The following is a 14,425-nucleotide window of genomic DNA, read 5'->3' on the forward strand; positions in this document are numbered from 1 at the left end:
ACCCGTGCTGTGTCCGCACCACCTTTTTGTACCTGTTCGTATGGAGGAGTCACCCGTGGCCGTCTCGGTCTTCGACCTGTTCTCGATCGGCATCGGCCCGTCCAGCTCCCACACGGTCGGCCCGATGCGGGCGGCGCGCATGTTCGCCAACCGTCTGCGCAACGAAGGCGTGCTGGAGGCCGTCGCCGCCGTCCGCTGCGAGCTGTACGGCTCGCTCGGCGCCACCGGCCACGGCCACGGCACCCCGAAGGCGGTCCTGCTCGGCCTGGAGGGCGCCTCCCCGCGCACGGTGGACGTGGAGGGCGCGGACGACCGGGTCGAGGCGATCCGGCAGTCGGGCCGGCTCGACCTGCTCGGCGAGCACGAGATCGCCTTCTCCTACGACGACGATCTCGTCCTGCACCGCCGCGAGACGCTGCCGTACCACGCCAACGGCATGACCCTGTGGGCGTACGACGCCTCGGGCGCGGAGCTGCTGACCAAGACGTACTACTCGGTCGGCGGCGGCTTCGTCGTGGACGAGGAGGCGGTCGGCGCGGACCGGATCGTGCTGGACGACACGGTGCTGAAGTACCCCTTCCGCACGGGTGACGAGCTGCTGCGGCTCACCAGGGAGACCGGGCTGTCGATCTCCGCGCTGATGCTGGAGAACGAGCGGGCCTGGCGCACCGAGGACGAGATCCGCACGGGCCTGCTGGAGATCTGGCAGGTGATGCGGGAGTGCGTGCGCCGGGGCATGTCCCGCGAGGGCATCCTGCCGGGCGGCCTGAAGGTGCGCCGCCGCGCGGCCGTCACGGCCCGCCAGCTGCGTGCCGAGGGCAACGCGCTCGCGCACGCCATGGAGTGGATCACCCTGTACGCGATGGCGGTGAACGAGGAGAACGCGGCGGGCGGCCGCGTGGTCACCGCGCCCACCAACGGCGCGGCCGGGATCATCCCGGCGGTGCTGCACTACTACATGGAGTTCGTGCCCGGCGCGGACGAGGAGGGCGTGGTCCGCTTCCTGCTGGCGGCGGGCGCGATCGGCATGCTCTTCAAGGAGAACGCCTCCATCTCCGGCGCCGAGGTCGGCTGCCAGGGCGAGGTGGGCTCCGCCTGCTCCATGGCGGCGGGCGCGCTCGCCGAGGTGCTCGGCGGCTCCCCCGAGCAGGTGGAGAACGCGGCCGAGATCGGCATGGAACACAACCTGGGCCTCACCTGCGACCCCGTCGGCGGCCTGGTCCAGATCCCCTGCATCGAGCGCAACGGCATGGCCTCCGTGAAGGCCGTCACCGCCGCCAAGATGGCCATGCGCGGCGACGGCTCCCACAAGGTCTCCCTCGACAAGGTCATCAAGACCATGAAGGAGACGGGCGCGGACATGAGCGTCAAGTACAAGGAGACGGCGCGGGGCGGGCTCGCGGTGAACATCATCGAGTGCTAGCGGCCGGACCGGCCGGAATACTGGGGATCATGCGTACCGACTTCGATCCCTCGGCCATGGCCCCGCACGCCTTCTACCGGCTCCTCACCGCGGTGGTGGTGCCGCGGCCGATCGCGTGGGTGTCGACGGTCCCCAAGGACCATCCGGACCGGCCGAACCTCGCCCCGCACTCGTTCTTCTCGGTCTCCTGCGTGAACCCGCCGATCGTGCAGTTCACCTCGGTGACCCGCAAGGACTCGCTGCGGAACGTGGAGGAGACCGGGGAGTTCGTGGTCAACCTCGCGCCGGAGGGGCTGTTCAAGGAGATCAACGACACGGGGACGGACTTCCCGTCCGACGTCAGCGAGTTCGGGGCGGTGGGCCTGGAGCCCGAGCCCTCGCTGCGGGTGAGGCCGCCTCGGGTCGCGGCCTCCCCGGCGGCGCTGGAGTGCGAGCTGCACAGCCTGCTGACGCTGGGCGACTCCACGGTGGTGTTCGGCCGGGTGGTCCACGCCGTGGTCAGCGAGGACGCGCTCGCCGAGGACGGCCTCCCGGACATCGAGCGGCTGCGCCCGCTGTCCCGGCTGGGCCGCGACGAGTGGGGCACCCTCGGCAAGGTGCTGGAGAAGCCCCGCATCCGCTGGCGGGACTGGCAGCAGGGCGAGCGGAGCTGAGTCCCTGCCCCAGGGCGGTTCTTCCGTATAAGCGGCTTTTGCGGGGGTAGCGTCGCGCGCATGCACGCGATCACTGTGTCCGAGCCCGGCGGCCCCGAGAAGCTGAACTGGACCGAGGTCCCCGACCCGGTGCCCGGTCCGGGCGAGGTGCTGGTCGACGTCGTGGCCACCGGCGTCAACCGCGCCGACATCATGCAGCGCCAGGGCGCCTACCCCTCCCCGCCCGGCGCCTCCCCCTACCTCGGGCTGGAGTGCTCCGGCCGGATCGCCGCGCTCGGCCCCGAGGTCTCCGGCTGGACGGTCGGCGACGAGGTGTGCGCGCTGCTCACCGGCGGCGGCTACGCCGAGAAGGTCGCCGTCCCGGCCGGACAGCTGCTGCCCGTGCCCAAGGGCATCGGCCTGGTGCAGGCGGCGGCGCTGCCCGAGGTGGTCTGCACGGTCTGGTCCAACGTCTTCATGGTCGCGCACCTGCGCCCCGGCGAGCTGCTCCTCGTCCAGGGCGGCGCGGGCGGTATCGGCACCATGGCGATCCAGGTGGCCAAGGCCATCGGCGCCCGCGTCGCGGTGACCGCCGGTTCGCGGGCGAAGCTGGACTTCTGCGCCGAGCTGGGCGCGGACATCCTGATCAACTACCACGAGCAGGACTTCGTCACCGCGATCGAGCGGGCCACCGACGGCGTGGGCGCCGACGTCATCCTCGACAACATGGGCGGCGGCGAGTACCTCGACCGCAATGTACGGGCCCTCGCCGCCGACGGCCGTCTGGCGATCATCGGCCTCCAGGGCGGCACCAAGGGCGAGCTGGACATCGCCGCGCTGCTGATGAAGGAGGGCACCGTCACGGCGACCTCGCTGCGGGCCCGGCCGCCGAAGGAGAAGGCCGCCATCGTCGCGGGCGTACGCGAGCACGTCTGGCCCCTGCTCGAGTCGGGGAAGGTCCGGCCCGTCATCGACCAGGAGCTGCCCATGCGGGACGCGGCCGAGGCGCACCGCGCGATGGACAGCAGCCATATCGGCAAGGTGCTGCTCACCGCGCCGTAGCGGTGGCGGGGGGGGGTCGAGAAGAACATCCGGATGATCACCTTTCCTGAAGGGGTTGCTGATGTCGACCGTTCTGTGCGTGCTCTATCCCGACCCGCAGGCCGGATATCCGCCGGTATACGCGCGGGACGAGATCCCGGAAATCGAATGGAACGTCAACGGCCGACCCGCCCCCATCCCGGAAGGCCCGCTCGGATTCAAGCCGGGTGAACTCCTCGGCTGCGTCTCCGGTGAACTCGGGCTGCGGAGCTATCTGGAGAAGAACGGGCACCGGCTGATCGTCACCACCGACAAGGACGGGGAGCAGAGCGAGTTCGAGAGGTATCTCCCCGAGGCCGAAGTCGTCATTTCGCAGCCTTTCTGGCCCGCGTATCTGACGAAGGAGCGCCTGGCGAAGGCATCGAAGCTGAAACTGGCGCTCACGGCGGGGATCGGCTCCGACCATGTCGACCTGGACGCCGCGGCGCGGGCCGGGATCACCGTCGCCGAGGTCACCGGCTCCAACAGTGTCAGCGTGGCCGAGCACACCGTCATGATGATCCTGGCCCAGGTCCGCAACTACCTTCCCGCGCACGGCATTTCCGTCAACGGGGTCTGGAACATCGCGGACTGCGTGGAGCGCGGCTACGACGTCCAGGGCATGAAGTACGGGGCGGTCGGCGCGGGCCGCATCGGTCTGGCCGTACTGCGGCGGCTGAAGCCCTTCGGCCTGGAACTGCATTACCACCAGCGGCACCCGCTCGCCCCGGAGATCGAGAAGGAACTGGGCCTCACCTACCATCCCGACCTGGAGTCGATGATCAGCGATATCGACATCCTCAGCCTGCAATTGCCGCTGTATCCGTCGACGGAGAACATGCTGAACGCGGAGACGTTCCGCATGATGAAGCGCGGGACGTACGTCATCAATTGCGGGCGGGCGAAACTCGTCGACCGCGACGCGGTCGTGGAGGCCGTCCGGTCCGGCCATATCGCGGGCTATGCGGGAGACGTCTGGTATCCGCAGCCCGCGCCGGTCGACCATCCCTGGCGCACGATGCCGTTCAACGGAATGACGCCCCACATCTCCGGGACGACGCTCTCCGCGCAGGCCCGCTATGCCGCCGGAACGCTCGACATCCTCCAGTGCTATTTCGAGCAGCGCCCCATCTGCGAGGAATACCTCGTCGTGGACGGCGGAAATCTCGCCGGGGTGGGAGCCCAGTCGTACGAGCTCTGACGAGGGACCGCTCAGTCGTCGGCGTCGAGCCCCCAGGCTCCGGCGAGCAGCGTGAACGACCGCGCCCGGTGTGCGGGGTCGTGGGTGTAGGTGGTGATGATCAGCTCGTCGGCCTCCAGGTCGGCGACGATCGCCGCCAGCTCGGCCACCACCGTCTCCGGGGAGCCCACCGCGCGCACCTGCTGGAAGTCGTCGACGAAGCGGGCCACCTCGGGGCTGAGCACGGCCGCCAGGTCCTCGACCGGCGGCGGCAGCGGGCCGCGGCGGCCGGTGTAGATGCCCGCGGCCATCTGCTGGGCCGTGGTGAACAGGAAGCGGGCCTCGTCGTCGGTGGGCGCGACGAGGACGTTGACGCCGACCATGGCGTACGGCTGCCTGATCTCGGCGGTGCCGAACTCCGTGGAGAAGCGTGAGCGGTACAGCCCGAGCGCCTCGTGGCGCAGCTGCGGGGCGAAGTGCGAGGCGAAGGCGTACGGCAGTCCCAGGTAGGCGGCGATCGCGGCGCCGTCGAGGCTCGATCCCAGCATCCACAGCGGGACCTCGGTGCCCCGGCCCGGCAGCGCCGTCACCTCCGGTCCCTCGCCGTCACGCGGGCTGAGGTAGCGGTGCAGGTCGACGACGTCCTGGACGAAGGTGTCGGTGGCCGCGCCGCCCCGGCGCAGCGCGGCGGCCGTCGTCGGGTCGGTGCCCGGGGCGCGGCCGAGGCCGAGGTCGATGCGGTCGCCGTACATCTCGGCGAGCGTGCCGTAGTACTCCGCGACCATCAGCGGGCTGTGGTTGGGCAGCATCACGCCGCCCGAGCCCAGCCGGATGCGCTTGCTGTGCTCGGCGGCGCGGCCGATGAGGAGAGCGGTCGCCGAGGACGCGAAGGTGACGACGTTGTGGTGCTCGGCGTACCAGTACCGGTGGTAGCCGAGCGCGTCCGCGAGGCGCACCAGTTCCACGGACTGGTCGAGCGCGGTGGACGTATCGGTGCCCGAGGCCACGGGTACGAGGTCGAGGATCGACAGCGGAACGCGTGGAGTAGTCATGTCGGCGCCACAATCATCGGGAGCGGAGTGCCTCCACAGCGAAGGTGTCACAGGCAGGACGGGCCCGCAATCAGAGCCCGTCGGCCAGCCGGCCCAGCTCCGCCAGGACCAGTTCCGCGTGCTGAGCGGGCTCGGGTACGGGGTGGATCAGGGCGCGTACGGTGCCGGTGCGGTCCAGGACGACCCCGGCCCGGTCGAACAGGGCGCGGCCCTCGGCGCGGACCTCGGGCACGCCCAGCTCGCGGCCGAGGGAGAGGTCCTCGTCGCCGATCAGGGGGTAGCCGAGGGCGCGTCCGGCGGCGAACTCCGCCAGGTGGCCGGGGGCGTGCGCGCTGACGCCGAGCACCCGGGCCCGCGCGCGGGCGAATCCCGCCGCCGCGTCCCGCGCCGAGCACAACCCCGTGGTGCAGCCGCCGAGTTCGGGCACGCGCTCGCCGATGCCGGGCTCGGTGATGAAGAACAGGACGGTCCACTCGTGGTCGGGGGACGGCACGGTGACCGGCCCCTCGGAGGTGGTGACAGTGCGCTGCATGAACGTTCCTCCGTCGTGTGGGGTGCGGATACGGCAGGGATGCTCGCACGGCCCCGCTGCCGTGCCGGAGGGAAATGTTCCGAGCGGGGGTGCGAGGGGCACAAGACCTTCATGCTTCATGGCATCGACGTCAGCGCGTATCAGTCCTCGTCGTACGACACCGACGGACTCTCGTTCGCCTTCATCAAGGCGACGGAGGGCCGTTCGTACGTCAACTCCAGACTCGCGGCCCAGACGAAGACGGCGCGCGACGCGGGTCTGGTCACGGGCTTCTACCACTTCCTGTGGCCGGGCAACCTCACCGACCAGGCCGAGTACTTCCTCAGCCACGCTCCCGACCGGCCGGGCGACATCCTGGCCGTCGACTGGGAGGTGACCGGTGACGGCACGCACGCCAGCAACGCGGAGAAGGACAGCTTCATCCGCAAGCTGCGCTCGCTGCGGCCGGACAACCGGGTGGTGCTGTACACCAACCGTGATTACTGGCTGAACATCGACACCACGTCGTACGCGGGCGACGGCCTGTGGATCGCCGACTACGTGACGGCGGGCAAGCCCCGGATCAAGGCGGACTGGGCGTTCCACCAGTACACCTCGGAGCCGCACGACAAGAACGTGGCGGACTTCGCCAGCAAGGCCACGCTCAAGGCCTGGGCGACCGGGCGGTGACGGACGGGGTGTCCGCGCGAGGCGGACACCCCGTCCGGGCACGTCACTTGTTCAGGTAGGCCCAGAACTCGTCGAACGTCAGCACCTTGTCGCCGTCGATGTCACGGGTCTTGATGACGGCCTCGGCGACCGTCTCGGTGACGTTGAAGTCGCCCTGCTGGGCGAGCGCGGACTTGAACTCGGCCGCGGTGATGAACCCGTCGCCGTCCGCGTCGATCCGCTGGAACTGCTTGCGTGCTTCCTCGATGTCCGCCACCGATCCGCCCCTCTGTGCTCGTACTTCTCATACCGTGTCGGCAAACTGCCGCTGGTCAGATTAACGCTCCGCCCGAGCAGCGGTCGCCCCGGACCGGGAGGCAGGCACGACAGGGACGTTGCCGGAGCGGCCCGTCGGGGCGGAGCTGTTGCTCAGTGCCAGGGGCGGTAGTACGGGTTGCTCTGGCAGTTGCTCATGATCTCGGTCTTGGTGGCCTTGTCGACCGGGCAGACGCCGATGACGTACTGGCGCTGGATGCCACCGGGGAAGGCCACCTCGACCTGGTCGGCCCATTTGTGGGTGTCGCCGATGGTCTTGTTGACGTCCACACCGCCGGGGGCGTCGATGTAGTAGTTGTAGCCCGACTTGTACCAGGTCTTGTACAGGTCGTGGTCGTAGGTGGTGGAGACGTACGGCGAGGGCTGGTTGACGAGGACGTAACTCTCCACGTCGTACTGGCCGTTCACCACGTCCTTGGGCAGGAAGCCCTCCTCGAAGACGACGGCCGGGCCCCGGCTGTCGCTGCGGTAGAGGGTGCCGCAGCCGGTGCGCCACACCGGGTCCGGGGTGATCCGGGTGACGTCGACCCGGTGGTCGGCGGCGGCGTGGACCTTGTCCTGGAACTGGGGGCAGGAGGGCGCGGCGGCACGGGTCTTGAGGCCCGTCGGAGCGGCGGCGGGGGCGGCGGCCGAGGTGGCGAGGACGGCACCGAGGGAGAGGGCGGCGGCGGTGAGGTTCCGCAGCAGACGAGTTGCGATCATGCCCGCACCATGGCGGTCCAGCGGGGAGGGGCGGGGGATCATCACCCCATCGGGGGCGTGTCCGCCAAGTCGGCTGCCGTCAGCGGTCCGAGACCCGCATCTCGAACCAGGTGGTCTTGCCCCGTGGCAGCAGGTCCACGCCCCAGCGGTCGGCGAGCTTGTCGACGAGGAACAGCCCCCGCCCGCTGATGTCCGTCTCCTGCACCGGCATCAGGCAGGGCAGTCCGCGCGAGGGGTCGCGCACCTCGACGCGGACCCAGCCGCGTCTGCGGCGCATCCGCAGTCCGAACACGCGGGCGCCGGTGTGGCGTACGGCGTTGCCCACGAGTTCGGAGACGAGTAAGACCGCGTCCTCGGTCAGCTTGGGGCTCAGCCCCCAGTGCCGCAGGATGACGATCTGGGCGAGCCTGCGCGCGGTGGCGGCGGACTCGGGGCGCGACGGGAGCGGAACCTCCGCCTCCGTGGGATTGCCGAACAGTTCGAGCGCTCTGAGCCCTTGTTCGTCCTCGACCGCGGGCGACCAACGCGCCGCGGCAGCACGGCTGTGTCCCCGTGGCTGATCGATGCCATCCAGCCCCGCCATGGACCCATGATGGCCGTCAACGAGGGCCTCCGGGGCCGATCCGGAGGAATACGCCCCCCGTGCGCCCCCGGTCTGCTCCAGTCTCTCGGCATATGCCAATGGCAGGTCGAGTCCGGTGGTGGCCCGGTCGACCTGCGGCGACGGCTCGGTTCCGGGCAATCGTGCGGCTCCCTCGGCGAGGCAGGCTTAAGGTGCGGTTAAGGCTGCCATAAACCGGCCCGCCGGGAGACCCGAATCAGACGACGCGTCAATTGCAAGGGTCCGAAGGACCCTTCTCGGCGTCGCTCAGAGGAACTTGGCCTTGCCCGGCCCCTCTTCCACGAAGCTGCGCATGCCCCGCTCGCGGTCCTCGGTGGCGAACAGGCCTGCGAACCAGTTCCGTTCGATCGTCAGCCCGGTGTCGAGGTCGGTCTCCAGTCCGGCGTCGACGGACTCCTTGGCGGCGCGCAGCGCGAGCGCCGGGCCCTGGGCGAGCCGGGCGGCCCAGGCGTGCGCCTGCTCGTACACCTCGGCGGCCGGGACGACCCGGTCCACCAGGCCGAGGGTGAGGGCCTCGTCGGCCTTCACCATGCGGCCGGTGAAGATGAGGTCCTTCGCCCTGGACGGGCCGATCAGCCGGGCGAGCCGCTGGGTGCCGCCCGCCCCGGGGATCAGGCCGAGCAGGATCTCGGGCTGGCCCAGCTTGGCGTTGTCCCCGGCGATCCGGTAGTCCGCGCACAGCGCCAGCTCGCAGCCCCCGCCGAGCGCGTACCCGGTGACGGCGGCGACGACGGGCTTGGGGATGCGGGCGACGGCGGTGAAGGCGTCCTGGAGGGCGCGGGCGCGCAGCACCATGGCGGTGTGGTCCATCGCCTGCATCTCCTTGATGTCCGCGCCCGCCGCGAACACCTTCTCCCCGCCGTAGATCACCACGGCGCGCACGTCCTCGCGGCGCGTGGCCTCCTCGGCGAGTTCCTTCAGCCGGTCCTGCGTGGCGACGTCCAGCGCGTTCATCGGCGGCCGGTCCAGGCGCAGGGTGCCGACGCCTTCGGCGACTTCGAGATTCACGGTCATGCGCGCCAGGTTAACGGCGCCTAACGCCGACGGGCCCGGTGCCGTTGCTCACAGCGCCGGGCCCGTCGTACCGAGGGCTACTTCTTCCAGTCGGCCCAGCTCATGTTCCAGCCGTTGAGGCCGTTGTCCGGGGAGACCGTGCGGTCGTGCGAGTTCGTCACGACGACCACGTCGCCGACCATGGACTTGTTGAAGAACCAGGCCGCCGGGACCCCGCCGTCGTACCCGCCCCGCACATCGCGCAGGCCGACGCAGCCGTGGCTGGCGTTGTAGTTGCCGAAGGCGCCGCCGCCCCAGTAGTTGCCGTGGATGAAGGTGCCGGAGTCGGTGAGGCGGATGGCGTGCGGCACGTCCTTGATGTCGTACTCGCCGCCGTAGCCGACCGTCTCGCCGTTCATCCGGGTCACGGCGAGCTTCTCGGTCATGACCATCTTGCCGTTCCAGGTCTCGTAACCGGGCTTGCCGGTGGTGACCGGGAGGGTCTTGAGGGTCTTGCCGTCCCGCACGACCTTCATGGTGTGCTTCTTGGCGTCGACGTAGGAGATCTGGCTGCGGCCGATGGTGAACTTCACCGTCTTGCGCTGCTTGCCGTAGACCCCATCGCGGCCCTCGACGCCGTTCAGGTCGAGGTCGACGGTGACCTTGGTGCCGGCCTTCCAGTAGCTCTCCGGGCGGAAGTCCAGGCGGTCGTTGCCGAACCAGTGGCCCGCGACGTCCACGGCGGGCTCGGTCTTGATCCGGATGGCCTTCTCCACGGCGGCCGGGTCGGTGATCCCGCGGGTGAAGCGCAGCGAGAACGGCATGCCGACGCCGACGGTGGACCCGTCCTCCGGGGTGAAGGTGCCCATGAAGGTGTTCTTGGGCGTCAACGTGGTGAAGCTGGAGTCCTCGGCGGCCTTGCGGCCCCGCGAGTCCTCGGCGACCGCGTGCACCGTGTACTTGGTGGCGGCGGCCAGGTGCCGGGACGGGGTCCAGGCGGCGCCGCCCGCGGCGAGCTTGCCGTCGACCTCGGTGCCCTTGCTGTCCTTGACGACCACGCTGGTCAGCCGTCCCCCGGCGACCTTCACGTTCAGCGCGCCGCTGGTGTCCACGGCCTGCGCCCCGGACTTGGGCGCGATGGTGACGGCGGCCGAGGACTGCGTGTCCTGGCCGTCCTTGCCGTTGGCGGTCTTCGCGTTGTCCGACCCGCTCCCCGAGCTCTCACCGCCGCCGCAGGCGGCGAGCGACAGCACGAGCGCCCCCGCCATGAGCGCCAGTCCCTTACGACCCCTGTGCCGACTTCCTGCCGAAGCCCCCGATATCGGCCGCACGTTCAAGTCGTTCTCCCCTCCCGGACCTGGTCACAGGTCCGCACCCCGGCGCGTCCCGCGCTCATCCGGGAATGCTAGCCGCCGGGTTCCGGGCTCGGTGTCCGTCGAATGTCACCGTTCAGTCGCAACTTCAACCAGTCGCCGAGACCCGGAACTTCGCAGCTCACCGGGTCACTTGAGCACGCTGCCCGCCTTCCACTGCTTCCATGCCATGTTCCACCCGCTGAGGCCGTTGTCCGGGGAGACCGTCTTGTCCTTGCTGTGGACGACCTCGATCACGTCTCCGACGAGGCTGCGGTCGAAGAACCAGCCCGCCGGGGTGTCCGCGCCGCCGCCCTTCACGTCCCTGAGGCCCACGCAGCCGTGACTGACGTTGACCTCGCCCGGCGACTCGGGCGACCAGTAGTTGCCGTGCAGGAAGGTGCCGGAGTCGGTGAGCTTCATGGCGTGCGGCACGTCCGGGATGTCGTACTCCCCGCCGAAGCCGACCGTCTGGCTGTTCATGCGGGTCACCTCCAGCATGTCCATCACCACCATCTTGCCGTTGTACGTGGGCGTCTTGGGGGCGCCCGCGGTGATCGGCACGGTGGCCAGGAGTTCGCCGTCCCGGCGCACCTCCATGGTGTGCGCGGCCGCGTCGACCAGGGAGACCTGGCTGCGGCCGACGGTGAAGGTGATGGTCTTGCGCTGGAGCCCGTAGACGCCGGGCGCCCCCTCCACGTCGCGCAGGGCGAGGTCGACGGTGACCTCGGTGCCGGGCTTCCAGTACCGCTCGGGGCGGAGGTCCAGCCGGTTCTTGCCGAACCAGTGGGCGCGGATGTCGACGGCCGGTTTCGCGGTGACGCGTACGGCCTTCTCCACGGCGGCCCGGTCGGTGATGTCCCGGTTGAAGGCGAGGGAGACGATCATCCCGGTGCCGACCGTGGAGCGGTTCTCCGGGGTGACGTAGCCGATGAACCGCTGGTCGGGGACGTAGGTGGTGAACGTGGTGTGCCGGGCCGAGCGGCGGCCGTCGCCGTCCACGGCGACCGCGTCCACGGTGTACCGGGCGGCGAGCGCCAGCTTGTCGTCGTCCGGTTTCCAGGTGCGGCCGTCCGGGGCGATCGCTCCGGTGACCTTGGTGTCCTGCGCGTCCTGGGAGCGGGTCACCGTGACCTTCTCCAGCCGCCCCTCGGGCACCCGCACCCGCAGCCGCTGTTCGGGGGGCACCCCCTTGCCGCCGTCGTCGGGGGTGACGCGGATGACGTCCTCGACGGCCGGAGATCTGCCCGGCGGGCCGCCGATGCCCAGGGGTCCGGAGCCGTCCGCGGTGCAGCCGGCGGCCCCGGCCAGCAGTCCCGCCCATGAAAGTGCCGTGGCCAGTGCGGCCAGCGCGCGCCGCGCGCGTCCTTGTACGTGCATCACGCCGGACACAACGACGGGGCGGCTCCGGGGAAACGTGAGTGCGACCGCGCGGATGGGCAGAACAGAGGGAAGGACGACGCGAAGGGGAGCCGCCGCGCCCGCGCCGGAGCCGTCGGGGCGCAGCCGTACCGGTCGGCCGAGCGTGCCCCGGGGTCTGCGAAACCCCGGGGTGCGGTCGGCCCTTCGGCACGGGCGGCCGTGCCCCGGAAGGCCGAGCCACTGAAAGAGGGGCCGACTGGTGACGAGCGCAGCCGAGCAGCGGGCACGGGCCGGGGAGCCGCCCGCCCAGAGCGGGACCGCAGCAGGGTCGGTGTCCCCGGTGCGCGGTGCCCGGCGCGCCGCGCCGCCCGTGTGGCCGGGGACGCCGACGCCGCTGGGGGCCCGGTTCCGTACCGGCCCGGACGGGGTGGCGGGCACCAACTTCGCGCTGTGGGCGGGTGGCGCGGAGGCGGTGCGGCTGTGCCTGTTCGACGAGCGGGGCCGGGAGACCCAGGTCCGGCTGACCGAGCTGACGCACGAGATCTGGCACGGCTTCGTGCCCGGTGTGCTGCCCGGCCGGCGCTACGGCTACCGGGTGGAGGGCCGCTGGGACCCGTGGACCGGCGCCCGCTGGAACCCGGCGAAGCTGCTGCTGGACCCGTACGCCCGCGCGGTGGACGGCGAGTTCACGCTGCCGCCGGAGGTGTACGGGCATGTGCGGGACTGGCCGGAGCAGGGGTACGCGGACACCGTGCGGGACGAGCGGGACTCGGCGCCCTTCGTGCCCAAGGGCGTGGTGGTCAGCGATGACGACGACTGGTCCGACGACCGCCGCCCCAAGACGCCGTGGGCGGACTCGGTCATCTACGAGCTGCACGTCAAGGGCTTCACCAAGCTGCACCCCGGCATCCCGGAGGAGCTGCGCGGCACCTACGCCGGGCTCGCGCACCCGGCGGCGATCGAGCACCTGGTGAAGCTGGGCGTGACGGCGGTGGAGCTGCTGCCCGTCCACCAGTTCGCGCACGAGGACCATCTGCTGCGCCGGGGCCTGAAGAACTACTGGGGCTACAACTCCGTCGGCTACTTCGCCCCGCACGCGGCCTACGCGGCCTCCGGCACCACCGGTCAGCAGGTCGGCGAGTTCAAGCGGATGGTGCGCGCGCTGCACGCGGCGGGCATCGAGGTGATCCTCGACGTGGTCTACAACCACACCGCCGAAGCGGGCGAACTCGGCCCCACGCTCTCCCTGAAGGGCATCGACAACCGGGGCTACTACCGCCTCCAGCCCGACGCCCGCCGGTACGCCGACTACACCGGCTGCGGCAACACCCTGCACGTGGTGCAGCCCCAGGTGCTGCGGCTGATCACGGACTCGCTGCGGTACTGGGTGACCGAGATGGGCGTGGACGGCTTCCGCTTCGACCTGGCGGCGGCGCTGGCCCGCTCGATGCACGACGTCGACATGCTGTCGCCGTTCCTGGCGGTCATCGCCCAGGACCCGGTGCTGCGCCGGGTGAAGCTGATCGCCGAGCCGTGGGACATCGGCTCGGGCGGCTACCAGGTGGGCGCGTTCCCGCCGCTGTGGACGGAGTGGAACGACCGCTACCGTGACACGGTGCGCGACTTCTGGCGGCACGCGCTCCCCGACGTCCGCGAGATGGGCTACCGGCTGTCCGGCTCCAGCGACCTGTACGCCTGGGGCGGCCGCCGCCCGTACGCCTCGGTCAACTTCGTCACCGCGCACGACGGGTTCACCCTGCGCGACCTGGTCTCCTACCACGGCAAGCACAACGAGGCGAACGGCGAGGACAACCGGGACGGCACCGACGACAACCGCTCCTGGAACTGCGGCGCCGAGGGCGAGACGGACGACGCGGGCGTACGGGCCCTGCGCAGACGGCAGTTGCGCAACCTGCTGACCACGCTGCTGCTCTCCACCGGCGTACCGATGCTGGTCGCGGGTGACGAGCTGGGCCGTACCCAGGGCGGCAACAACAACGCCTACTGCCAGGACGGCGAGCTGAGCTGGCTGGACTGGTCGCTGCTGGACGACCCGGACTGGCGGCCCCTGTTCGACCTGACCTGTCGGCTGATCGCGCTGCGCCACGAGCACCCGGTGCTGCGCCGCCGCGCCTTCTTCTCCGGCCGTGCGCACTCGGCGGACGGCCTCAGGGACCTGGCCTGGTTCACCGCGCGGGGCGCGGAGATGACCGAGCGCGACTGGTACGCGCCCGCCGCCACGCTTGGCATGTATCTGTCCGGTCGGGACATTCCGGGGCGGGACGAGCGGGGCGCGCCGGTGGTGGACGACAGCTTCCTCGCGGTGCTGCACGCCGGTCACGAACCGACCGGCTTCACCCTGCCAGGAGCACCCTGGGCGACCGGCTACGAGGTGGTGGTCGACACCTCGGGCGAGGAGCAGCACCGGGCGCCGGACACGGTCCTCGAAGCGGGCACGGAGATCACGGTGCCCGCGCGGACCGTGCTGCTGCTGCGGGTGGTGTGAGGGCC

At 70.8% G+C, this 14,425-nt stretch carries 14 protein-coding genes; 6 read left to right on the forward strand and 8 right to left on the reverse strand.

Going from position 1 to position 14,425, the window contains the following annotated elements; genetic code table 11:
• Positions 1-55: 55 nt before the first annotated feature.
• From ACIPPM_RS13475 to ACIPPM_RS13490, 4 genes are all read left to right on the forward strand, one after another.
• Entirely contained in the window at positions 56-1,423 is a 1,368-nt protein-coding gene (locus tag ACIPPM_RS13475) for an L-serine ammonia-lyase (RefSeq protein ID WP_401446846.1), read from the forward strand.
• Positions 1,424-1,452: 29 nt separating this feature from the next.
• Positions 1,453-2,076 (forward strand): flavin reductase family protein, encoded by a 624-nt coding sequence (locus tag ACIPPM_RS13480; protein WP_401446849.1) that lies wholly within the window; start codon positions 1,453-1,455, stop codon positions 2,074-2,076.
• Positions 2,077-2,136: 60 nt separating this feature from the next.
• The gene (locus ACIPPM_RS13485; protein ID WP_401446851.1) at positions 2,137-3,117 is read left to right on the forward strand and encodes an NAD(P)H-quinone oxidoreductase; all 981 of its coding nucleotides are present in this window, start codon (positions 2,137-2,139) and stop codon (positions 3,115-3,117) included.
• A gap of 61 nt (positions 3,118-3,178) precedes the next feature.
• Complete coding sequence (locus ACIPPM_RS13490) at positions 3,179-4,336, forward strand: NAD-dependent formate dehydrogenase (RefSeq protein ID WP_401446853.1); 1,158 nt, start codon at positions 3,179-3,181, stop codon at positions 4,334-4,336.
• A gap of 11 nt (positions 4,337-4,347) precedes the next feature.
• On the opposite strand, the gene ACIPPM_RS13495 is transcribed toward ACIPPM_RS13490, so the two are convergent.
• Both ACIPPM_RS13495 and ACIPPM_RS13500 read right to left on the reverse strand, forming a co-directional pair.
• Positions 4,348-5,367: an LLM class flavin-dependent oxidoreductase gene (locus ACIPPM_RS13495; protein WP_401446856.1), complete on the reverse strand. Its 1,020-nt coding sequence runs from the start codon at positions 5,365-5,367 to the stop codon at positions 4,348-4,350.
• A gap of 70 nt (positions 5,368-5,437) precedes the next feature.
• A complete protein-coding gene (locus tag ACIPPM_RS13500) occupies positions 5,438-5,899 on the reverse strand; it encodes a redoxin domain-containing protein (RefSeq protein WP_401446859.1) in 462 nt (153 codons plus the stop codon).
• 111 nt (positions 5,900-6,010) lie between these two features.
• Here ACIPPM_RS13500 and ACIPPM_RS13505 point away from each other — a divergent pair, with 111 nt between their 5' ends.
• Entirely contained in the window at positions 6,011-6,568 is a 558-nt protein-coding gene (locus tag ACIPPM_RS13505; RefSeq protein ID WP_401446861.1) for a GH25 family lysozyme, read from the forward strand.
• Between the two features lie 43 nt (positions 6,569-6,611).
• On the opposite strand, the gene ACIPPM_RS13510 is transcribed toward ACIPPM_RS13505, so the two are convergent.
• The 6 genes from ACIPPM_RS13510 to ACIPPM_RS13535 all read right to left on the reverse strand — a co-directional run bounded on the left by ACIPPM_RS13510 (position 6,612) and on the right by ACIPPM_RS13535 (position 11,935).
• Positions 6,612-6,824: an EF-hand domain-containing protein gene (locus ACIPPM_RS13510; protein WP_135789875.1), complete on the reverse strand. Its 213-nt coding sequence runs from the start codon at positions 6,822-6,824 to the stop codon at positions 6,612-6,614.
• 152 nt (positions 6,825-6,976) lie between these two features.
• Entirely contained in the window at positions 6,977-7,585 is a 609-nt protein-coding gene (locus ACIPPM_RS13515; protein WP_401446865.1) for an ADP-ribosyltransferase, read from the reverse strand.
• 79 nt (positions 7,586-7,664) lie between these two features.
• Entirely contained in the window at positions 7,665-8,168 is a 504-nt protein-coding gene (locus tag ACIPPM_RS13520) for an ATP-binding protein (protein WP_393912746.1), read from the reverse strand.
• 285 nt (positions 8,169-8,453) lie between these two features.
• Positions 8,454-9,221 (reverse strand): enoyl-CoA hydratase/isomerase family protein, encoded by a 768-nt coding sequence (locus ACIPPM_RS13525; RefSeq protein WP_401446869.1) that lies wholly within the window; start codon positions 9,219-9,221, stop codon positions 8,454-8,456.
• A 77-nt stretch (positions 9,222-9,298) separates the two neighbouring features.
• Positions 9,299-10,537, reverse strand: a complete 1,239-nt coding sequence (locus ACIPPM_RS13530) for an Ig-like domain-containing protein (protein ID WP_401446871.1) — start codon at positions 10,535-10,537, stop codon at positions 9,299-9,301.
• A gap of 165 nt (positions 10,538-10,702) precedes the next feature.
• Positions 10,703-11,935, reverse strand: a complete 1,233-nt coding sequence (locus tag ACIPPM_RS13535) for an Ig-like domain-containing protein (protein WP_401446873.1) — start codon at positions 11,933-11,935, stop codon at positions 10,703-10,705.
• A 238-nt stretch (positions 11,936-12,173) separates the two neighbouring features.
• Here ACIPPM_RS13535 and glgX point away from each other — a divergent pair, with 238 nt between their 5' ends.
• The gene (gene glgX / locus ACIPPM_RS13540; RefSeq protein WP_401446875.1) at positions 12,174-14,420 is read left to right on the forward strand and encodes a glycogen debranching protein GlgX; all 2,247 of its coding nucleotides are present in this window, start codon (positions 12,174-12,176) and stop codon (positions 14,418-14,420) included.
• Positions 14,421-14,425 lie beyond the last annotated feature (5 nt).

The sequence above is a fragment of the Streptomyces sp. NPDC090119 genome (genome assembly GCF_044747085.1).
GTDB lineage: Bacteria > Actinomycetota > Actinomycetes > Streptomycetales > Streptomycetaceae > Streptomyces.